16 protein-coding genes and 1 other annotated feature are annotated in these 22,580 nt (G+C 44.5%); of the genes, 10 read left to right on the forward strand and 6 right to left on the reverse strand.

All coding sequences use genetic code 11. The annotated features are described in order from the left end of the window. Nucleotides 1-23 precede the first annotated feature (23 nt). The gene (locus tag HWX64_RS16965) at nucleotides 24-590 is read left to right on the forward strand and encodes a YtxH domain-containing protein (RefSeq protein ID WP_254871184.1); all 567 of its coding nucleotides are present in this window, start codon (nucleotides 24-26) and stop codon (nucleotides 588-590) included. A gap of 39 nt (nucleotides 591-629) precedes the next feature. Here HWX64_RS16965 and HWX64_RS16970 read toward each other — a convergent pair whose 3' ends face one another. After that, entirely contained in the window at nucleotides 630-2,786 is a 2,157-nt protein-coding gene (locus tag HWX64_RS16970) for a cell division protein FtsA (RefSeq protein ID WP_175990659.1), read from the reverse strand. A 200-nt stretch (nucleotides 2,787-2,986) separates the two neighbouring features. On the opposite strand from HWX64_RS16970, the gene HWX64_RS16975 reads away from it, so the two are divergent. The 5 genes from HWX64_RS16975 (at nucleotide 2,987) to motS (ending at nucleotide 8,779) form a co-directional block, all read left to right on the forward strand. Next, nucleotides 2,987-4,063, forward strand: a complete 1,077-nt coding sequence (locus HWX64_RS16975) for a bifunctional 3-deoxy-7-phosphoheptulonate synthase/chorismate mutase (protein ID WP_175990660.1) — start codon at nucleotides 2,987-2,989, stop codon at nucleotides 4,061-4,063. 312 nt (nucleotides 4,064-4,375) lie between these two features. After that, nucleotides 4,376-5,548 (forward strand): IS110 family transposase, encoded by a 1,173-nt coding sequence (locus tag HWX64_RS16980; protein ID WP_254871185.1) that lies wholly within the window; start codon nucleotides 4,376-4,378, stop codon nucleotides 5,546-5,548. A 633-nt stretch (nucleotides 5,549-6,181) separates the two neighbouring features. Further along, nucleotides 6,182-7,180, forward strand: a complete 999-nt coding sequence (gene ccpA / locus HWX64_RS16985) for a catabolite control protein A (RefSeq protein WP_175990661.1) — start codon at nucleotides 6,182-6,184, stop codon at nucleotides 7,178-7,180. A 53-nt stretch (nucleotides 7,181-7,233) separates the two neighbouring features. Further along, complete coding sequence (gene motP / locus HWX64_RS16990; RefSeq protein WP_175990662.1) at nucleotides 7,234-8,049, forward strand: flagellar motor protein MotP; 816 nt, start codon at nucleotides 7,234-7,236, stop codon at nucleotides 8,047-8,049. Continuing rightward, a complete protein-coding gene (motS, locus tag HWX64_RS16995; protein WP_175990663.1) occupies nucleotides 8,039-8,779 on the forward strand; it encodes a flagellar motor protein MotS in 741 nt (246 codons plus the stop codon). The genes motP and motS overlap by 11 nt, the downstream gene beginning before the upstream one ends. Before the next feature lie 126 nt (nucleotides 8,780-8,905). Here motS and HWX64_RS17000 read toward each other — a convergent pair whose 3' ends face one another. Genes HWX64_RS17000 through HWX64_RS17010 form a run of 3 tightly spaced genes read right to left on the reverse strand, consistent with a single transcriptional unit; the run spans nucleotide 8,906 to nucleotide 11,388 of the window. Further along, a complete protein-coding gene (locus HWX64_RS17000) occupies nucleotides 8,906-10,081 on the reverse strand; it encodes an acetoin utilization protein AcuC (protein ID WP_175990782.1) in 1,176 nt (391 codons plus the stop codon). Beyond that, nucleotides 10,078-10,725: an acetoin utilization AcuB family protein gene (locus HWX64_RS17005; protein ID WP_175990664.1), complete on the reverse strand. Its 648-nt coding sequence runs from the start codon at nucleotides 10,723-10,725 to the stop codon at nucleotides 10,078-10,080. Before HWX64_RS17005 ends, HWX64_RS17000 begins: the two co-directional genes overlap by 4 nt. A gap of 30 nt (nucleotides 10,726-10,755) precedes the next feature. Continuing rightward, a complete protein-coding gene (locus HWX64_RS17010) occupies nucleotides 10,756-11,388 on the reverse strand; it encodes a GNAT family N-acetyltransferase (protein ID WP_175990665.1) in 633 nt (210 codons plus the stop codon). Nucleotides 11,389-11,654: 266 nt separating this feature from the next. On the opposite strand from HWX64_RS17010, the gene acsA reads away from it, so the two are divergent. Next, nucleotides 11,655-13,373 carry an acetate--CoA ligase gene (acsA, locus tag HWX64_RS17015; protein ID WP_175990666.1) on the forward strand — a complete coding sequence of 573 codons (1,719 nt, stop codon included), beginning with the start codon at nucleotides 11,655-11,657 and terminating at the stop codon, nucleotides 13,371-13,373. A gap of 107 nt (nucleotides 13,374-13,480) precedes the next feature. Here the strand turns inward: acsA and HWX64_RS17020 are convergent, their stop codons facing one another. Further along, nucleotides 13,481-16,441, reverse strand: a complete 2,961-nt coding sequence (locus HWX64_RS17020) for a transglycosylase domain-containing protein (protein ID WP_175990667.1) — start codon at nucleotides 16,439-16,441, stop codon at nucleotides 13,481-13,483. A gap of 182 nt (nucleotides 16,442-16,623) precedes the next feature. After that, nucleotides 16,624-16,834: a binding site (T-box leader), on the forward strand. A gap of 71 nt (nucleotides 16,835-16,905) precedes the next feature. Here HWX64_RS17020 and tyrS point away from each other — a divergent pair. Then, on the forward strand, nucleotides 16,906-18,168 hold the full coding sequence (tyrS, locus tag HWX64_RS17025) for a tyrosine--tRNA ligase (RefSeq protein WP_175990668.1): 1,263 nt from the start codon (nucleotides 16,906-16,908) through the stop codon (nucleotides 18,166-18,168). 402 nt (nucleotides 18,169-18,570) lie between these two features. Here the strand turns inward: tyrS and rpsD are convergent, their stop codons facing one another. Beyond that, complete coding sequence (gene rpsD / locus HWX64_RS17030; protein ID WP_071619207.1) at nucleotides 18,571-19,173, reverse strand: 30S ribosomal protein S4; 603 nt, start codon at nucleotides 19,171-19,173, stop codon at nucleotides 18,571-18,573. Nucleotides 19,174-19,704: 531 nt separating this feature from the next. Here rpsD and HWX64_RS17035 point away from each other — a divergent pair. Together HWX64_RS17035 and HWX64_RS17040 are read left to right on the forward strand one after the other, a co-directional pair. Beyond that, nucleotides 19,705-20,301, forward strand: coding sequence for a hypothetical protein (locus HWX64_RS17035; protein WP_175990669.1), 597 nt, complete (start codon nucleotides 19,705-19,707; stop codon nucleotides 20,299-20,301). Between the two features lie 37 nt (nucleotides 20,302-20,338). Beyond that, complete coding sequence (locus HWX64_RS17040) at nucleotides 20,339-22,180, forward strand: sensor domain-containing diguanylate cyclase (protein ID WP_175990670.1); 1,842 nt, start codon at nucleotides 20,339-20,341, stop codon at nucleotides 22,178-22,180. Nucleotides 22,181-22,580 lie beyond the last annotated feature (400 nt).

Here is a 22,580-nt window from a genome sequence, read left to right on the forward strand (position 1 = left end):
AACTATAGGAGGATTAATTTAATATGGTACAGTCTTACCAAAATCAAATGAATAAATCAAACAACGTAAACCAAATCCCTACCGTTAAGGAGAAAAGAAGCGGGAAGCTTGTTAAAGGAATCGTACTCGGAGCCGTCGTTGGCGGAGCGGTTGCCATGATGGATAAGAATACAAGAAAGAAAATTACAAACGGTACGAGCTCAATGAAGGACTCTACAATGGGCATGGTTTCAAAAGTGAAAGAAAATCCATCAGGAGTCATGAATGACTGGCAGGATCGAATCAAGTCAGCTTCATCTGTATTAAAAGAAGCGATCAATGACGCGCAAAAACTATATGAAAAAGTAAACGGGGAAGTCATCGATCAAGTGAATCAGGTAAAAGATGACTCAACAGAGATCATCGCCACTACAAAGGAAGCAGCTGAAGATCTTAAGGAAATCGGCAGTAAAGTAAAGGAAGCCGGTGAAGAAGTGACGTCGGATTCTACACAAACTTCATCTGCATCAACGTCCATTTCATCTTCGAATAAAGAGAATATTCACAGCACGAATAAGCCGAGCAGTGTCCCTGGACAGATCGGTTCATAAAAAAACTGGCGTAACGCGCCAGTTTTTTTATGTCTTTGTTTATTTATACGCATTCGCCCATCGTATCTCGAGACTGTCCCCAGCTTGTATTTCCTCATAAAAAGTGGTTTCTTCCCCATTCCTTATTAACTGAAAGGATGCATTCCCGTGTTCAGGCATGGAAACTTCCACGTGATTAAAGATATCCTGGAAAATAAACGAATGTGCTGCTTTTTCCTCAATTGTTATCGAATCTCCGGTACGTATGGGGTCATTCAGATTTAATGGCTTTCCTTCTTTATAAACCTTTGCCGCTTCCTGCTTCAATTTAACAGGGCTGCCATTGAACACGACCTCGATCGAACGTTCACGATAATCATTTATTTTCATCAGTAATTGTCCGACTGTAGGGTGCTCTGGTGCCTTTAACATGATGCGGTCATTATGACCAAGGGCAGAAGAAGGTTTAACCTCCAAATTATTAACGAACACCTTCCCTCCGAATGAAGGGATGAAGGTTTCTTTTCCGTTGAGGGTGAGGCGGAATGGTTTACATTTTTCCAGCCACTCATCATACCCTAGCTTTCTCAATGCCTCGGCAATCGTTTCCCTTGCCTCATAATGAATGGTGTCCCCGTCTTGGAGCGTCTCATCCAAGGTGGCACTCTTTCCGTTTCTTAAAAGTTTGGGTGACAGAGTATGTGCCTTCTCATTGATTGTCACTGTCTTATCAGGAATATCATCGACTAACTCTCTTATTCTTACAGTGGGGGACGTCCCGTCCGATCCTTTAATGACCGTGATCCTGTCATGGTTCATCAGTCTGTCGTCCACGGATGCTTCTTTACCGTTCCTAGAAATCACAGGGGGATGACCGTAGCCTCCGGGAAGGGTCACTTTCTGTCCATTGATCGTGATAAAGTAGGCATTACCTGGCTTTCCGTACAATCTGTTTATTTTCAGTCCAGCAGCAAGCAGCCCATCCCCGATGGTTAGATCCTTGACCTCGAACAGGCGGATCGGCTGATCATTCACGTGAATGGTTACGTACTGGACAGGCGCTTGTTTAGCGGCGATTGCAATGCCGACAGGCGTTACAAGCTCCGGGCCTTTAGCGGCAGCGTCTGTAAACGTTAAATCTTGGATGGCTTCAATTCCTCTTACAGCTACTCTGTTTTCCGGAAGGTTCAATGACCTGGCCAACTCAATATGCAATTTTGGCGTCAAGCTGCCTCCGCCTACGAGCATGACAGCCTGCGGTGACTTTTGATTGTTTAATAGAAGAATTTCATGTGAGATCTTCCGGGCAAGATGTTCAATTGAAGGATGTATTTTATCTACCACTTCCTGTACTGAAAGCTCTGATTCAAATCCTAAAATATCGGTCACAGAAATGGTCTCAGATTGATGAAGTTCCCTTTTTGCTTTTTCCGCCAGTGGGAAATCGAGCAGTAATGCGTCACTGATGGCTTCAGTAATTTCATCCCCGGCGGTCGGGACCATCCCGTATGCGGTGACGGTTCCCTTATTGGTCAGCGCAATATCGGATGTTCCCGCTCCGATATCCACAAGGGCGACATTCAATCTCCTCATGGACTGAGGGATCAGAACATTGATTGCCGCGATTGGTTCAAGCGTCAATGCTTCCATTTCAAGCCCCGCTCGATTTAATGCAGCCAAAAGTGATTCGACTACAACCCTGGGAAGGAAGGTTGCAATGATTTCCACACTGGCCTCGTCCCCCTGCTGATCGATCAGGCTGCCGATTTCCTCGCCGTCCAGCCGATAATATAATACGGAGTAGCCGACGCAATAATAGTGATAGCTTTTGTCATCGCTTTCATTTTCTGCGGCCTGGGCTTGTGCCTGCTGGACGGCACTGAGTTCCAAATGGAGGATATCTTCTTTTTTCAGGAGAGGCTTGCCTTTAATGGAAAACGAGGCAGCTGATTTTTCGGTTTTTAATGCTCTGCCGGCAGCAGCGACACATACTTTGTGAAGCGGTCCATGCTTTTCTGCCAGCTTCTTCTTAATGGATGTAATGACATTCGAAACAGCGGGGACATCATGAATCTGCCCGTCTAGCATCGCCCTTTTCTTGTGCTCTTCCACTTCAATGTCGGATACATGGTATTTCCCGTCTTTTTCCTCTAAAATGATGCCCACGACTGAACGGGTTCCTATATCCAATGAAAAAATTTTTTGCAAAGTAAACACCTACTTTTGATGAGTCTCATAAGATACTAAAATACTTTAGTGCTTAAAAGCGTTTAATTAATAAAGAAATTTATCGTGACATTTGAGAAATCTTCTATTATAATTAGTTTCAATATCTATAAAAAATGTATCATACTTTTATAAAACTAAGACAGTTTTTTATGTATGAACAGGATAAAATCAAGAAAGGGTGCTGTATTGTGAGTAATCAAGAGCTCGATCAATTGCGAAAAAAAGTCGACGAGATGAACTTAAAACTATTAGAAACCATCAATGAACGTGCTAAGCTCGTTCAGGAAATCGGGCGTGTGAAGGAAAAGCAAGGAGTATACCGTTATGATCCTGTTCGTGAAAGAGGAATGTTAGACCTGATCAAGGAAAATAACAATGGTCCATTTGAACATTCGACTATTGAACATATCTTTAAAGAGGTCTTTAAAGCTGGTTTAGAATTACAGAAAGATGATCATCGCAAAGCATTGCTAGTATCCCGTAAGAAAAAAGCAGAGGATACGATTGTAAATATCAATGGAGATGCAATCGGTGACGGAAATCCTCATTTCATCTTCGGCCCGTGTGCAGTGGAATCGTATGAACAGGTTGCTCAAGTTGCACAGGCTGTCAAAGCGAAAGGATTGAAACTTCTTCGCGGCGGGGCCTTCAAGCCAAGAACATCCCCATATGATTTCCAGGGGCTGGGTATTGAAGGATTAAAGATTCTTAAAAAGGTTGCGGATGAATACGATCTGGCGGTAGTCAGTGAGATCGTGAATCCTGCAGATATCGAACCGGCACTCGATTACATCGATGTGATCCAGATTGGTGCGAGAAACATGCAGAACTTCGAATTGCTGAAAGCTGCAGGCGCAGTGAAGAAACCGGTTCTATTAAAAAGAGGTCTGGCTGCAACGATCGATGAATTCATCAATGCAGCTGAATATATTATTTCTCAGGGCAACGGGGACATCATCCTTTGTGAACGCGGAATCCGTACGTACGAGAAAGCGACACGGAACACACTTGATATCTCTGCTGTACCGATCCTGAAACAAGAGACTCACCTTCCTGTATTCGTGGATGTCACGCATTCCACAGGGCGCAGAGACCTTCTGCTTCCAACAGCGAAAGCGGCAATCGCCATCGGAGCCGACGGAGTGATGGCAGAAGTACATCCGGACCCTGCTGTAGCCCTATCCGACTCAGCACAGCAAATGGATCTGGACCAATTCGATCACTTCTACCAGGAACTATTAAAAGGACGTACAATCAACGTTTAACCAACCCAAAACGGGGTATAGAAAAAAGGCTGGACTTTCACGCAAAGTCCAGCCTTTTTAATTTGAAAAGTTCATATAGGTATTGTTGGTTAAATGAATTGTGGTTTGAGTTCTCTCCAGCTTTTGATTGGAGTGGAAGACGAAGACTTCTGCGGGAAAAGCGAGTTAGGTGAGACCCCACAGGAGCGCAAGCGACGAGTTATCATGAACAAAACTAGCTCCTTATTCGTAACTTCGTAGGTTAACTGGGTATATGAAAGTAAGCACAATCAAACCCAATCAGAGCTACATTACGAAAGGAGCTAGCTTATTATGAAGAATACCACAAAATTTATTGGTTTAGACGTATCTAAAGAAAAAATTTCAGTTGCCATCGCAGATGTAGGACGTGAAGCTCCAAGGTACTATGGCATGATTCCTCATACTGCTGAAGCCCTCCGGTCTCTCGTGAAAAAGCTTGGTCAATCTGAAAACCTGTACATGTGTTATGAAGCTGGACCAACAGGCTATCCACTCTATCGCTTACTGACTTCAATGGGTGTGCATTGTGATATTATTGCGCCATCACTCATTCCTCAAAAGCCTGGGGAGCGTGTGAAAACAGATAAAAGAGACGCCATCCGACTCGCTCAGCTCTATAGAGCTGGTGAGTTAACAACGATCCATGTGCCTTCAGAAGAAGGTGAAGCACTGCGTGATCTGGTTCGCTGCCGTGAAGATGCAAAAGAAGATGAGCTGCGTGCCAGACACCGGCTGACTAAATTCCTGATGCGTCACGAAATCCGGCCACCCGATGGTGTGAATCGTTGGACAATTAAATACTACAGGTGGCTTGATACACTGAAGTTCGAGTATTCATCTGCGCGTGTTGTATTTCAGGAATACTATCATCAACTCAAAGAGCTTCAACAGCGGGTGATTAGACTTGAAGAAGAGATTCGCGAACAGTCCACAAAAAATGTGCACGCACCGATGATCCAGGCTTTTCAATCACTACGGGGCATCGCACTGATTACGGCGACCAGCCTTGTCGCAGAAGTAGCGTGTTTCCAACGCTTTCAGACGGCGCCTCAATTTATGGCTTACGCCGGATTGATTCCGAGTGAGTACTCAAGTGGTGAACGCAGACACCAGGGGCAAATCACAAAAGCCGGTAACCGACATTTGAGAAAACTGTTAATTGAAGCTGCCTGGAGTTACCGATATTCACCTGCCGTTAAAGGTGATTTAAAAAAGCGTCAACAAGGAAGTCCGCTTACTGTGAAGGAAATCTCCTGGAAAGCGCAAAACAGACTCCATAAAAAATATTACCGATTGGTTTCTAAAGGGAAAGAAAAAAATAAAGCCATTACCGCTGTCGCCAGGGAACTAGCTGGGTTTATTTGGGCGATTTCCAAGAAATCAAACCGATTCATCAGTAAATCCTTTGTTTCAAGTGATCTAGTGTTCCTTGTATACAGTTTTGCCCAAACGAAACGAAGATGAGATGAGCTTAGGGCTCGAAGGCAAAGATCAACACCGGGAAGGAACATCCACGTGCCTCCTCTGTGCTAGTCTGATTCGTCAGATGAATGCACGTTACGAGTTAGTGGGAAAGTCCTTCATACGGAAAGATAAAATGTGTGAATCCACGAATATCAGAGTGCTAACCGCAGTCGAACATTTTTGCCTTCGTGCCGTGTGCTTACCTTTAGTTTCATCCTAAATGAAAGGAGAAAACCAGTAGGAAACGCACAGTCAAAGCAAAGTTTAAAAGAAGCTGTAGGGGCTTCGCTTCTTAAAGGCGGACAAAAATAATTCAAAATCGAATGGGGAGCACCTGTATTGACAGTTTTGTTCATATCAGGAGGCTCACCAACCACCCGCGGAAAGCGAAGTCTTCCACGGAAATCAAAAGCGGCGGGAAAGGGAATTTTTATACCCGTTTATTGCAGTTAACCAAACTCTGTCGTATGATAATCAACATAATTGCAGATAAATAGACTAAAGACTGTTATAATAAATTTTTTAATGCTAAATATGTGCATTTTTTAACAAACCATTGTAATCGCTTTTTTCTTATGGATTGTTTAGTGTAAAATAACATTAATAAGTTGAGAAGTTAAAGGAGTGTCAGTAATGAATATAACAATATACGATGTAGCGCGGGAAGCCAATGTATCGATGGCCACTGTATCACGTGTAGTAAACGGAAATCCGAACGTAAAACCGGCAACAAGAAAGAAAGTACTAGAGGTCATCGACCGCTTGGGCTACCGTCCCAATGCAGTAGCAAGAGGACTCGCGAGTAAAAAGACGACAACAGTCGGAGTCATCATCCCGGATATTTCAAATATCTTTTATGCTGAATTGGCACGCGGGATCGAGGATATTGCAACTATGTACAAATACAATATCATCTTGAGCAACTCGGATCAAAACTCTGAAAAGGAACTTCATTTGTTGAACACGATGCTTGGAAAACAAGTGGATGGCATCCTGTTCATGGGGGGACATATCACGGAAGAGCATGTTCAGGAGTTCGAACGTTCCCCGGTTCCGATTGTCCTTGCAGGTGCAGTGGAAGAAACCAATACAGTTCCATCCGTAAACATTGACTATAAGGCTGCAACGTACGACGCAGTGAAAGAACTGCTTGATAAAGGACACAAACAAATAGGATTTGTAAGTGGCCCTTTCCACGATACGATCAATATGAAGTTCAAGCTGGAGGGATATAGAGAAGCATTAGCTTCTGCAGGAGTGGAATTCAGCGATGACCTTGTGGTGGAAGGCGAGTACACATATGATTCCGGCCTTGAAGCATGGCAGAAATTCTCGGAGCTGGATGATAAACCGACAGCGATTTTCGTGGGGAACGATGAAACGGCCCTTGGCGTAGTGCACGGAGCGCAGGACAGTGGTGTCACGATCCCTGAGGATGTGGAGATCATCAGCTTTGATAATACAAGGCTTGCTCTCATGGTGAGACCTCAACTGACCTCAGTCGTTCAGCCGCTTTATGACATCGGTGCTGTGGCGATGAGACTTTTGACGAAATACATGAATAAAGAAACGGTTGAAGAAGAAACGGTTGTATTACCTCACCGCATTGAACATAGACGCTCAACAAAATAAGGTTTTTGTCGATATAAATAATAAGACAAAACTTATTTACAGGGAGAGTCAAAATGAAGAAGATTGATGTTCTTACGCCTATCGGAGTGGTCGCAGGCTTTCTTTTTGTAGCGTTTGCGATCATTTCAAACTCAGGGCTTTCAGGGTTTGGTTCATTTGTGGACCTTCCCTCTATTTTTATTGTCATCGGCGGTTTGATTGCTGCCATGCTGGTGAGCTTCTCAATCAAAGAACTTAAAACTCTGGGGAAAGTCATGCGTGAATCCTTCCGGGACGAGGATTATGACACCCATGGGTTGATCCGCACCTTCATCATGCTTTCTGAAAAAGCCAGGAGAGAGGGTCTTCTGGCTTTAGAAGCGGAAGTGGAAGAAATTGAGGACCCTTTCTTACGAAAAGGGGTCCTTTTAGCTGTTGATGGGATCGAAACTGATGTCATGACAGATATTATGGAAGCTGAAATCATTGCTCTTGAAGAGCGTCACCGCAAGAGCAGAAGCTTGTTGGACAAGGCAGGGGAATATGCACCTGCGTGGGGAATGATCGGAACCCTGATTGGCCTTGTCCTGATGCTTAAGAACCTGAATGATCCATCTTCATTAGGGCCCAATATGGCCATTGCGCTTCTGACGACCTTGTATGGATCACTTCTTGCCAATCTTGTATTTATCCCCATGGCATCTAAGTTAGCCATGCGTACGGAAAAAGAAGTGTTCATGAAGCAAATCATCATCGAAGGAGTAGTGGGGATCCAATCAGGACAGAATCCGAGAATACTTGAAGAAAAGCTCAAAGTCTTTCTGTCACACGACGAACTGCTGAGATATGCCCAAAGGCAGCAGGAGGGGGCAGCCCTTGATGAGGCGTAGAAGAAAACCGATTGAGCCGAGAGCGAATGCTCCGCGATGGATGGTGACCTTTTCGGATTTGATCACTCTTATTCTCGTTTTCTTTATTCTGCTTTTTTCAATGTCGCAGATTGATATAGTAAAATTCCGCGCCATTGCCGATTCATTTCAACAGAAGCAGATTCTTGAATTCTACCCATCTGTCATCCCATTTGAAAAGCCGTCAAGCGAGCCTGAAATAGAAATGGACGCTGATCAAAGGGACACAAGGGCAGAGCGGGAGAAAGACTTGCAGGAATTACTGACAGAAATCCAAGCTTACTTAAAAGAAAACGAATTGAGTGACATCGTGGTTGCGACAAGAACGGAAAGAGGAGTCGTCCTTGTCCTGCAGGAACAGGCACTCTTTGCCTCTGGCGAAGCAGCGATCCTTGAAACATCCTATCCGTTTTTAAATAAAGTGGGAAATCTGCTGTCTCAAATCCCCAACTTTGTAAAAGTGGAAGGGCATACGGACAACAGGCCGATTTCTACATATCAATTTCCTTCTAACTGGGAACTCTCTTCGGCACGTGCCAGTGCTGTGATCCGATACTTGATCCAGGCTGAAAACCTGGACCCAAAACGATTCATCGCAGTAGGCTACGGTGATACGCGTCCGATTGCGCCGAATGATACATCTGATAATTTGCAAAAGAATAGAAGAGTGGAGATCATCGTCAGCGACCCTGCTTATGAAGAAGAATCGTAGAATAGGAAACCATTTCAACAGTGAAAGTTGAAGTGGTTTTTTTGTTGCAGGAAAGTGAAGGGAAGGTAAAGATAGTAAAGGCTCAGAGTCTGTCGGCTATAGACTCTGAGCCTGTTATCTGCTCTCTCAACTTCCGGGTTTCTGCCTAAGCTGCTGGCGGATGGGATAGAGGGCTTTTTCAAGGGTATGTCTATTTTTTTCAGTGATTTCGCCTTTCCGCGGTATGGCTGGATAAATGTCTGGAGCGTCGGTCCATTCAGTGGGCAGTGGAACTCCTGCTTTACTTTTCCACCGTTCAATCCAAGCCGGCGGGAGGGCGCCGGATGCATCCACCCGTCCGGTCATCTCCAGCCAGATCAAGGACCAGGCTCTCGGGACGACCCGCCAAATATCATATCCGCCGCCGCCTACCGCAATCCATTTGCCGTTGCAGTACTTCTCAGCCAGTTCGTGGGCGATGCGGGGAATTTCCTTGTAAATGTTCATCGTGGCAGACAGATGTGTCAATGGGTCATAGTAATGGGCATCTGCACCATTCTGAGTCAGGATGACATCGGGTTTGAAGAATTCAACAACCTCCCGGAAGCTTGTTTCATATGCTTCGAGCCAGGATTCATCCTCTGTGAATGCATCCAACGGGATATTGAATGAAAATCCGTACCCTTTCCCATGGCCGCGTTCATTGATGTTGCCTGTGCCGGGGAACAAGTATCTGCCGGTTTCGTGGATGGACAATGTACAGACATCGGGATCGTCATAAAAAGACCACTGAACACCATCCCCGTGATGGGCATCCGTGTCGACATACAGCACTCTGGCATTATATTTTTCTTGTAAATACCGGATGGCAACAGAACTGTCATTGTATATACAGAAGCCGGAAGCCTTACCCTTAAAGCCGTGATGAAGCCCGCCGCCGAGGTGAAGCGCATGTTTCGCTTTTCCGGTCATCACGTAATCAACTGCTGTAAGCGTCCCTCCGACCAGATAGGCGCTTGCTTGGTGCATCCCATCGAACATCGGTGTATCTTCAGTACCGATTCCGTAACCTTCTGCCTGTTCAGGAGGGAGCTGGCCAGTACTTGCTCTCTTGACAGCGTTTACATAGTTGGGGTCGTGATTGAGAAATAACTCTTCATCCGTTGCCATTCTTGCCGGGATGATCTCCCCCGGATGGAGGGCCTGGACTTCCTTCAATAAATCCATAGTCAGCGTCAATCTGGTCTGGTTGAAAGGATGCTGATCATTGAAACGGTACCCGAGAAGTTCGTCGGAATAAATAAATACTGCATCTTTCATCATGAAGACATTCCCGGCATGTTTGGCCATAACACGTCATATCCTTCTTTCTTCAAATCTTCTATCACGTTCATCGGATTCATCGTCCTTACCCGGAAGACAAGTATTTTATAGGCTTCATCTTTTTTATCAGGGTATACAAGTACACTCAGAATATTGCTGTTATGGCGACGGATAATGCCTGCCACATCATATAATATACCCGCACGATGAGGGACCTTTACCTCAATCTGTGAACCGGGCTGATTGGCTCCTGTCAGCTGGATCAGCGTGTGGAGGAGGTCTGTTTCCGTAATGATCCCGATCAGCTTGTTCTCCCTTACAATCGGCAGGCAGCTGATGTGATGTTCATAAAATAAAGCGGCAACTTCCTCGACAAAATCCAGGGGGTGCCCTGTAATCACATCTGTTTTCATAATGAATTTGAGAGGTTTCTTCAGCTCAGCGGCAGAAGAATCATCATCAAATATAGAGGGTGTACCGTCCTTGACATCGCGGTCACTTACAATCCCGATGACTTCTGAGTGATCATTGATGATGGGGATATGCTTGATTTTCTTTTCCCTCATTAAATTAATGGCTGATTCAATCGTATCATCCGGTTTTAAGACAGCCACTTCCGTCTTCATAATTTCTTCGACTATCATGCTCTCCACCCCTTCTAGAAAACGAATAGTTTAATACATAAAACGGTTCATGAATCGAAGCTGATCGAATCTCTGGATGGATTCGGAGTCGACCCTTTTTCCGATTCTCGCCATCAGGCAGTTGGCTGGGTGGGAACTGATTTCAGGGTCATCGGTCGCGTAATATTCCAGCCCTCCCGCATTCATCATCTTCTCCATGATTTTGCGGTACTCCCAAACATTCAGCCCCGTTCCTTTCAGGTCCCAATGCCAGTAATATTCGGTTGTAATGACAATGAAGTCTTCCATATTGTCATCCATCATTGATACTTTTAACAGGTGCTTTCCGACTGAGGCACCGCGATACTTTGGAATGACTTCAATTGCACCGAGCTCGATCAAATTCTCCATTTTCCCTTGAGACCAACGTTCAAGAGGATCTGGATATAGATATGTAACATAGCCTACAATCGTATGATTATCCCTTGCGATTATAATCCTTCCTTCAGGCAAACCGGCAATCTCGACAAGAGCTTTATGCTGCTGTGCAGGAGGTCTGAAAGCGACCAAATCTTCATGAAAATCAAGACGTGCCAGTTCCTCTGCATGAATAGGCCCTTCAATGATCAAGTTTCCTTTTGTTGTCTTTACCTCAGTTGCATTATAGGTTTTCTTCAATTTCATCTGGACACCACCTAAAGATATTCCTCTCAATCTATTATACATGAAATAGAAAAAAGTAGAGCGCTTTCACAAAATTTTCAGACGTTTGAAATAAATTTTTGCCAGCGGAACATTATTGTAAAATACCTATAAATCAATGGTTTAAATGGTATCAATCCTATAAATATTGAGGATAATCGATACAACTGATTTTTTAAAAAATTGAGAAAATATAATTTATATACTATAATAAGGTTGTAAATTCTTACATAAGGGGGATTCGGTATATGAAAGTGGAAGCGTTACCAGTCACGAAGGGGAACTATAATCTTGAAAGCTATGAAAATACTTATGATTCTTTTGATTGGAAGGAAGTTGAAAAAGAATTTTCATGGCATGAGACAGGACGGGTAAATTTAGCGTATGAAGCGATTGACCGTCATGCAGAATCATTCAGAAAAAATAAAGTTGCCCTTTATTATCGGGATCCTGAACGTGATGAAAAATACACGTTCACTGATATGAAGAAATTATCCAATAAAGCAGGAAACGTCCTGAAACAATACGGTGATGTGGAAAAAGGGGACCGTGTGTTCATCTTTATGCCAAGATCACCCGAGCTGTATTTCTCCGTTCTCGGAGCAGTGAAGCTGGGCGCCATTGTCGGTCCTTTATTCGAAGCATTCATGGAGGGCGCTGTACGGGACCGCCTGGAGGACAGCGAAGCAAAGGTTCTCATCACGACTCCTGAACTGCTGGACCGTGTTCCTGTCAGTGAACTGCCTCATCTCAAACATGTATTCCTTATCGGGGATAACGTGCAGGAAGATGATGTACATGTTGATTTCAATGCAAAATTCAAAGAAGCAAGTGATAAGCTTGCAGTCGAGTGGGTGGACCGGAATGACGGTCTGATCCTGCATTACACGTCCGGCTCGACAGGAAAGCCTAAGGGAGTGCTGCATGTTCATAATGCAATGCTTCAGCACTACCAGACATCTAAATGGGTGCTGGATCTGCAGGAAGAAGATGTATACTGGTGTACGGCGGACCCTGGCTGGGTGACGGGTACTTCATACGGAATCTTCGGCCCATGGCTGACAGGTACTTCAAACGTCATTGTAGGAGGGCGCTTCAAGCCTGAAAATTGGTATAAAACGATAGAAGATTACGGGGTGACCGTATGGTACAGTGCACCGACCGCTTTCAGGATGCTGATGGGTGCCGGCGATGAGGTCGTGAAACAGTTCGATCTAAGTTCCCTTCGCCATATCCTGAGTGTGGGAGAACCCCTTAACCCTGAAGTGGTGCGCTGGGGGATGAAGGTCTTCAACCTGCGCATACATGATACGTGGTGGATGACGGAAACGGGAGGACAGTTGATCTGTAACTATCCTTGCATGGAAATCAAGCCGGGATCAATGGGTAAACCTTTCCCGGGAGTGAAGGCTGCGATCGTCGATGATCAGGGGAATGAGCTCCCTCCGAACCGAATGGGGAACCTGGCTATCAAAAAAGGCTGGCCATCCATGATGAGCCAGATCTGGAACAATCCGCAGAAGTACGAGTCTTACTTCATGCCGGGTGATTGGTATGTATCAGGGGACTCAGCGTATATGGACGAAGAAGGCTACTTCTGGTTCCAGGGCCGTGTGGACGATGTCATCATGACATCCGGTGAACGCGTAGGCCCGTTCGAGGTGGAGAGCAAGCTTGTTGAACACCCTGCAGTCGCAGAAGCCGGTGTCATCGGTAAACCTGACCCTGTACGCGGTGAAATCATCAAGGCCTTCATAGCACTTCGTGACGGCTACGAAGTGACAGATGAGCTGAAAGAAGATATCCGCCAATTTGTCAAAAAAGGATTGGCTGCGCACGCCGCTCCACGTGAAATCGAATTCCGTGAAAAACTTCCAAAGACCCGAAGCGGTAAAATCATGCGCCGTGTCTTGAAAGCATGGGAGCTGGATTTACCTACTGGTGATTTAAGTACGATGGAAGATTAATCGTTATAAGAAAACCCCCGCTTATTGAAGCGGGGGTTTTTGCATGACATTTCTCCATTCATCAAAAAACGAGCACAGAAACTAATTCTGTGCTCGTTTTCCATTTTTTATTCTGTTCCTTCTTCAGGCGGTTTAGGATCCGTTGGTTCATCATCACCAGGAGGTTCAGGCGTGGTGCCGCCATCTCCGCCGCCATCTCCGCCGCCATCTCCGCCGCCGTCAGCTGGAGGAGGTTCCGGTTTATCCGGCTCCGGAGGCTTGGGATCTGTTGGTTTATCCCCGCCCGGAGGCTTCGGCTCCGGTTTTGGCTTTTCAGGCTTTGGTTCCGGTTTCCCGACTTGAACCGTGTTGGACGGAGACGATTCTTTACCGGCCACATCGACGGCCTTGACGAAATACTCTCCGTTACCCACTGAAACGGAATAGTTGTCACCTGATTTGACGCTGCCTACTTTACTACCGGATTTAGAATAAACACGGTAACCGACGACATCCCCGCTTCCGGAAGAAGTCCATGTAATCTTATTTCCGTTCACAGAAGCTTTCACCGTGCCGGGTGCAGCTCCATCATCAGAAATTTTATTCTCTGCAATCAGAACATTTTTAAACCGTTCATCTTCCTGAGGGATCAGTTTTGAAGCATCCCCAGGCACTTTACCGAATACATTTTTCACAAAATCAGGATTCAGGATGACCCCTGGCTGTGAAAATTCTTCCGGTGTATTAGGAAGGGCCAGATATTTCTTTCCATTGACCATCACGTAACGGCTCATCAGCAAGCTGTCATCGGTTTTGGTCGGTACAAATTTGGCATTGAACAGATCACTCTTGACAAGTCCGGCTTTCGTACATGCTTCTGAAGGAAGCAGTCCGGAGATTGAACAGAATGAACGTCGTACGATTCCGCCCGGTTCTTTAAAGGAGCCTTCGGGATCGATCAGGTTTGGTGCAAGGTCTCTTGTATCATTCAGCAGGAAGGACCATAGACGAATGTTTCTTAATCCGTAATGTCCATACTGCGCACGGGATGCTGCTGTATTTAAGTCTGAAGGTGTATCATACCCAAACCAGGTACCAAATGTGATGCTCGGGTTGGAAGCAACAAACCAATGGTCTTTATAATCCTGGGAAGTACCCGATTTCCCTGCCCAATCCGATGAGAAGTTCAGGAATCTTTTCGCATAGCGGCCAGTCCCAAGTGAATGGTCGAGCGTATCCCTCATCATGTCGATCGTCAGGTAAGCCGTCTGCGGGCTGTAAACTTCCACTGGCTCTGATTTATGTTCAAACACAATATTTCCGTCTTGATCGACGATCTTATCGATCATATAGGCGTCCACAAATTTTCCGCCGTTGGCGAATGTCGAATAAGCATTGACGTTTTCCTCGACCGTCACACCTTGTGTGGTGGCTCCGAGTGCAAGGGACAAGTTATTATCCACCCGGCCCAATTTTGCAAAATCCATCTTCATCAGGAATTCGTTGAATGGATTGCGGTCATAAATGTTTGCATACGTTCTGACCGCCGTAAGGTTCAATGATTCTGCCAGTGCAAATCGTGCAGGGAATAGTCCCCGTTCCTTCAATGAGTAGTTTTCCGGTGTCCATCCATTGATATTCACCCCGACATCAGGCAGGGGCGAACCCGGTGAAATGTAGCCATACTCCAATGCAGGTGCGTATGCAAGAAGCGGCTTCATTGTCGAACCATTCGAGCGGTAGGAGGATGTTGCGTGATTCAACTGCTCGAGTTTGAAATCACGGCCCCCGATGAAACTTATGATTCTTCCAGTCTTGTTTTCTATCATGATGGCGCCGACTTGAACCGGTTCTTCAACTTGGACTTCTTCACCGGTTTCAGGGTCGGTTGTTGTGACGGTTTTTGAAGGACCGTACATGTCATAAGCATTTTTTGTTTTCTGCATTTGATCATAGATTTTTTTATCGATGGTGGAATGGATTTCATACCCGCTTTGACGGACATTGCGGTCAGCCAGTGTGTGGTATTTCTCTTCCAATTCATCATTATTTTCAAGGTCCTGCTTCGAATAACCGTCTTTCTCGGCAAGAACACCCGTCATGATGTCGATGGCCCTGCTTTCAAGTTCGGCTGTCAGCCAAGGGTAGTTTTCGCTTGGAGAAGCTTTCGGCTCAATGAAATCCTTTGTTAGATCGTAGGCTACTGCGTCTTCATATTCCTTGTCCGTGATATAACCTTCTCTATGCATCCTGTATAGGACGGTGTTTTTACGTGACATACCCGGCTCGAGGTTCTCTTTCAGTTCTCCATTATTCATGAATGGCGTGTAACTGAAAGGAGCCTGGGGCAGCCCGGCTATGAATGCTGACTGTGGAAGGGTCAGGTCTTTTGCATCCACGCCAAAAATTCCCTGGGCAGCAGATTGGACTCCGCCGATATTACGGCCTGATGAATTTCTTCCCAATGTTGCAACGTTGAGATAGGCTTCGAGGATCTCGTCCTTTTCAAAGAATCTTTCCAGCCGCAGGGCTAGAAGGATTTCTTTAGCTTTTCTTTCGAAGGATACTTCATTGGTCAGGATCTGGTTCTTGATGAGCTGCTGTGTGAGCGTGCTTCCGCCTGATTGAGTGGAAGAGTTGGTGAATTCCTGCAGCACTGCACGCATGATCGCTTTCGGAACCACTCCATTGTGCTCTTTGAAATACTCATCTTCTGTGGCGATGACGGCATTTCGCAGATGCTCCGACACATCTTCCAGTTTCACTTCTTCACGTTCAAGATCTGTCCTTAATTTTCCAAGATAGACATCGTCGGCAAAATAAAGCTGCGAGGTTTCTTCGTAATTGTAAATGTCCTTTTTCATTTGGTCGTAAGAACGAATCGGCTCTTCCTTGACCAGCGATGCGAAATAACCGGCCCCCACGCCCCCTGCGAAAGCCGTCCCGAGTACCAATACAACAATGGTGATCAGGGCAAGGTTCCAAAATACTCCGTATGTAATTCTTGCTCGTTTTTGAACTCCGGTATTTGTAAAGAACCTGATGACAGGATCTAATTTTTCAAGTAATTTGTTCCATGTTTCTCTCATATTTTCATTCCCCCTAGAACATTCCTATTATAGCATATCCAAGAGAACACTGTCGTAAAAAGTCAAATAAAAAAGGTATTTTGACATAAAAAATTCTTGACTTTATTGACTAAAGTAATGCATTATGGTAAAAACCTAATATAGTTAGTATTGAACTTTTTCAATTCATTTGACATACAGACCCTACCGCAATGAGAGGATCAAGTAGTTTGCATTCCCTGTTACCCAGAGAGTCAGTGGCCGCTGAAAACTGACACAAAATGCAGATGAATTACATCCTGGAGCTTTTGCTGTGAACTCTTAGTAGCAGCAAACGGTGAAAGCCGTTATCTTTTTTGAGTGAAGGATGTTTTTTCCTTAATTTGGGTGGTACCGCGCGACAGCGTCCCTGCATATATGCAGGGACTTTTTTGTTTTTACGGCTGTGTTGAGTGAATGGAAGAGAAGAAGGAGGAAGATTGGATATGGAATTATTGAAGGATTTAGAATGGCGTGGAATCACGTACCAGCAAACTGACGCTGAAGGGTTAAAGAACCTTTTAGATAAAGAAAGCATTTCGATCTACTGCGGAATCGATCCGACTGCAGACAGTATGCACATCGGTCACTTACTGCCTTTCCTGACTCTCCGCCGTTTTCAAAATGAAGGACATCGTCCATTGGTTTTGGTCGGAGGGGCAACAGGCCTTATCGGTGATCCGAGCGGAAAGAATGAAGAACGTAAACTGCAGACGATCGATGCGATCAGACACAACGCAGCAAGCATCAAAAATCAGCTGGAAAGCATCTTCGACTTCGATGGTGAAAACGGAGCGGTCATGGTGAATAACTACGACTGGATCGGCGCGATGGATGTGGTGACGTTCCTGAGAGACTTCGGTAAGCATGTGGGTGTCAACTACATGCTGGCAAAAGATACGATCTCATCCCGTCTGGAATCAGGGATCTCATTCACTGAGTTCACATACACGATTCTTCAGGCGCTTGATTTCAATCACTTATACGACAACTACAACTGCAAGCTTCAAATCGGCGGAAGCGACCAGTGGGGGAATATCACGACCGGCCTTGAACTGATCCGCAGAACGCATGAAGAAGAAACAAAGGCATTCGGTTTCACGATTCCTCTTGTAACAAAAGCGGACGGAACGAAATTCGGTAAAACGGAAAGCGGCGCGATCTGGCTGGATCCAGAGAAGACGTCTCCTTACGAGTTCTACCAGTTCTGGATCAATACGGCTGATGCCGATGTCGTGAAATACCTGAAATACTTTACATTCCTGTCTCAAGAAGAGATCGATGCCCTTGCAGATTCAGTAGAGACCGAACCTCATTTACGCAAAGCACAAAAAGCACTTGCAGAGGAAATGACAAAAATGATCCATGGGGAAGAAGCATTGGAACAGGCAATCAGAATTACTGGCGCCCTGTTCAGCGGAGACATCAAATCACTATCTGCATCTGAAATCCTGGAAGGTTTCAAGGATGTTCCTTCATTCGAACAGCCAAAAGGAGATGCGATCGGGCTCGTTGATTTGATCGTGAACGCGAAAATTTCACCTTCAAAACGCCAGGCGCGTGAAGATGTAGGCAACGGTGCGATCTACATCAACGGCGAACGCGTGACAGACCTGCAGCATGTGATCGATGAGAAAGATATGATCGAAGGACAGTTCACGATCATCCGCCGCGGGAAGAAGAAGTACTTTAAGATTCAGTACGTGTAAGAAGTGGTTTTTTGAATGGACAGCGTAATCTCTGTTTTGGGGATTGCGCTGTTTTTGCATGAATTCGGCTGAAGGCAGGCGGATTTAAGATAAGTTTGGAGTGGAGGAAGCTTGATTTTCATTTAAATGGGAGAGTAGCAAGGAGAAATGGGTGAGAAAGAGGGGAGATATAACTATATTAATATTTATTGTGCCGCATTCAGAATAATTGCGCCTCTTTCTGGATAATTAAGCCACTTTTAGAATGAATGCGCCACTTTTTTCATAATTGAGCAGCTTGTCGAATTTTCATCACTGCCAGGGTCTCACGCATCACCAAAATCGAACTTACTGAAGATTCGTTTCTTCCCAAAATAACAAAAAACCCTGCCCATAAAGAGCAGAGTTTCTTCTTCACAAAGATTAACGAGAGTAGAACTCAACGATAAGAGCTTCGTTAATTTCAGCTGGTAATTCAGAACGCTCAGGAACGCGAGTGAAAGTACCTTCAAGCTTGTCAGCATCGAAAGTCAAGAATTCAGGAACAAAGCTGTTCACTTCAAGAGCTTCTTTGATGATGTCAAGGTTGCGTGACTTTTCACGAACTGAGATTGTTTGTCCAGGTTGTACGCGGAAAGATGGGATATCTACGCGAGATCCATTAACCGTTACGTGACCGTGGTTAACAAGCTGACGAGCTTGACGGCGAGTACGTGCAAGACCTAAACGATAAACAACGTTGTCTAGACGAGACTCAAGTAAAGCCATGAAGTTTTCACCGTGTTTACCTTGTAATTTGCCAGCTTGGTCAAATAGGTTACGGAATTGACGTTCAGTTACTCCGTACATGTGACGAAGTTTTTGCTTTTCTTGAAGTTGTAAACCGTATTCAGAGATTTTCTTGCGTTGGTTAGGACCATGAGGACCTGGAGCGTAAGGACGCTTTTCTAATTCTTTACCCGTACCGCTTAGAGAGATTCCAAGACGACGAGATAATTTCCAACTTGGACCAGTATAACGAGCCATGAGAGACTCCTCCTTTATTGTTTTTATTTTGTTGTAAAATAAAAACACCTGTGAATTAACAATTATGTGTATTTTGTTTTCATGTACCTTCGCCCTAGCAGCAGAGGGTTACAAGATACACCTCAACATAAGAGGAACAAAATACAAACACAAAGGACTTCACTGAAGCTGCATTATTTTACACAAAGAACATTATATGACGTAGAAGAATAGAAGTCAAGGAAGTATTTAAGATTCGTATAGAAAGACGAATCGAGTTTAAAAAATACTTTTTCTTTACTGGATCATTTAAAACCTGCTTGTATCGTCATTCGTCTAATCTAGTGCAGCTTGTCACCAACCCATCTCCATATCATACAATCCGATTCCAGCCTTATGACTTGTTCGTGCCGGGCTAAGTTAATTAAACCTATCCTGATGCCTGCGCAGTATTTACCAAATTTCTGCCTAAATATTGCAATTATTTTCAGTCCTGTGTTTCTTCGTATGTTATAATTAAGAGTGGTAAATACGTTAGTCAGGTGAAGGCTTTTGATAGAAACAAAGCGTGAAAAATACATACGATTTATACTGATTGCCTCATGCATGCTTGTCGTTGCAATCGGTGTTATATATTCTGCACCCTCCCGGGGAGTGGATGATGATGAGAAACCTCTTGCATCCGCGCAGATCCTCAAGAAACAGGACGGCGATCAAAATGCGGTTGCAGCGGTTACCAAAATGGTTGGTGATCAGCAGGTTCTTGTCCTATATGATATTGAAAAAGAAAATAAGTTCCATTTTAACGTGCTTCACACAGCAGCAATGAAGGAACATATCGAGGAAATGAAAATCCATGGGGACGGGGATGGCCTGTGGGTGAAAACCAAGAAAGAAGACTGGATCCTTTTTTCAGATGGTTTGGATGTGCTGACGCAGGCCGAGCAGCCTGAACATGGTCATTCAACCCGTCAATCATTTCGTTATGAGAAAAACGATCATAGAGCCATTGTGGCGATCGATCAACAAGAAGTTGCATTGCAGCTGTCAAAAGAAACAAAGCCATTGGAAATCCATCCGCTGTCTGCTGATGACTCTTTATGGCTCATCGTATATGAGGACGAACTGGTCCTTGCGAAATCCAATTAATAGTAGTTCACAAACCTTTTAGGGTACGGGTGAGGAAATGACCATTCTAACTGATAAATTACATGCTTATAAATCTAAATTATTCGATCTGATTCATGATGGCAGGCCAGGCGTGCTGCTTCAATCAAACTATCTTCATAACTGGCTGGAGTTGTTAAAAGAATGCCTGGGGATCGAAAAAGCTTTCTTATATAATAAAGGAAAGGAAGGATTCAGCCTTCTTCAAAGTACCCAAGGAGGGGAGGCCCCTCCGGTACTGAGTGAGGGCTTCATCAGGAGGTATTTTGAAGACGCTTCACCTTTTGTTAAGAGCTGCAGTGATTCTATTTTTCATTCTGGCTTTCAGTTTCAAACTGATAAAGATGAGGAGTACTTCCTATTGATCCAGGGGCAGGAAGCCATGGAAACGGCTGAAGCGGAATGGCTTTCTTCCTTTTGGAAAGCGAGCGACCAATTTCTGAAGCATGGATCCAGGGTACTGAATGTATATGAAGAAGAAAGGCGTTACCGGGAATTGTTTAAGGTAACGGAAGTTTTCCATTCCAATAGGGATGTACAGACTTTGTTGGTGCAAATTATCGAAACGCTGGGTGAGGTGTTTCCGCAGGATACATTCCAAATCCTTCTATCTAATGACCGGTATGAGTTCGGTTCTCTCCCGATAAAATGCTTCGATTTCGAAAAGGCCAACCCTTTTGCCATGCAGGCTTTTGTAAACGGGAATATAGAGTTGGATGAAGAATCGAGGCTCTATGCCCCATTGAGAGGGAAACAGGGGATTTATGGCGTTTTGGAAGTAGTCACAGGCGCTCATATGCTGTTTACTGAACCAAAAATCGAGTTTATCAAATTGCTTGCTTATACAGCGGGGAGTGCACTGGAGAATGCCAAGCTGTATGAACAGTCGAAAAGGCTGATCAGTGACCTGCAGCTTATCAATGAAACTTCTCATCAATTGAATTTGGAGTCCCGCTTATCCGATACTTTATTATTTTTGAAGAAACAGATTCAGCGGTCATTTCATCCGAGCGCAATCGGATTCGTATTAAATGAAAAGAATGAATCAGTAATTCTCGAGCAGAGCTCTACCGGGTTTTTTACAGAAGAAGGTCAAAAATACATATCTTATGTGAAAGACCGGATTAATAAGGAACGGGATTCGATCTTTCTGGGAGACGTCAGTGACCGGATTGCTGCACCTGATTATTTATCTCTTATGGCGGTGCCGATGACCCAAAATGAAAAGCTGATAGGTTTCTGTGTCGTTCTTCATACCGAGGCGTATATGTTTTCGTTTGATATGTACAAACTCTTGCAGTCTTTTATTCATCATTCAGCCCTTGCAATCACGAATGCGACACTTAGGGAAGAACTTGAGCATCTCGTCATTACCGACCATATGACGAAATTGTATGCCCGGCATTACCTTGATGAAAAAATGGAAGCGGCGATGAAAAAAGATGAATTAGGTACGCTGTTGTTGATCGACATTGATGACTTTAAATCGGTAAATGATAATTACGGCCATCAGATCGGGGATGAAGTCCTGATCCAGGTAGCCGACCTCCTTAAAGATCAAGCAGGAGAGAGTGGACTGGCCGCACGCTGGGGTGGAGAAGAAATGGCTGTTTATCTGCCGCTCGTTGAACGAAAAGCTGCGCTTGCCATAGCTGAAGCCATTGTGGAAGTGACTGCCTTTAAAACACAGCCAAGGGTTACACTTTCATGCGGGCTTTCATCATGGGGAAAGCATGACAGCGCCGGCCCTGAATCAGTAAAGGAATTAGTCAAGAAAGCGGATGAAGCTCTTTATATAGCAAAAAATCATGGGAAAAATCAAGTGGTGGAAGACCTGGATAACCGTCTTCTGACAAGATAATCAATATGAAAAACGGCGGCTTTCAGAGTAACGGGTTCTGTTTTAAGGTACAAACAATAAAAAACATTGGAAAAGGGAAGCAAATCGTAATGATTCTGCAACCCTTTTTTATTGGATATAACAAACTTTTTAAGGAATTCGGGTTCTAATTTTTATATTATGAGGTAAATCCTTATTAAACTAAAGAACAGGTTATATCTTTAGTTACTCTATAAAGGATAAGATATCTAAGTAACTAATTACCAACTATAAGGGGAAATTTTCCCGTTAATCTGCTGAAGCTCGCTTGGATAGGGGTAAATAAAGGGAAAAATTCCTTCTAATCTTGCACAGATCCCCAATTTTAATGTTTTTCAAGTAAATAGAAGTACATTTTCCCTTTATTTTAACTGTTTTCAGT

This window comes from Bacillus sp. Marseille-Q1617, assembly GCF_903645295.1.
Lineage (GTDB): Bacteria > Bacillota > Bacilli > Bacillales > Bacillaceae_B > Rossellomorea.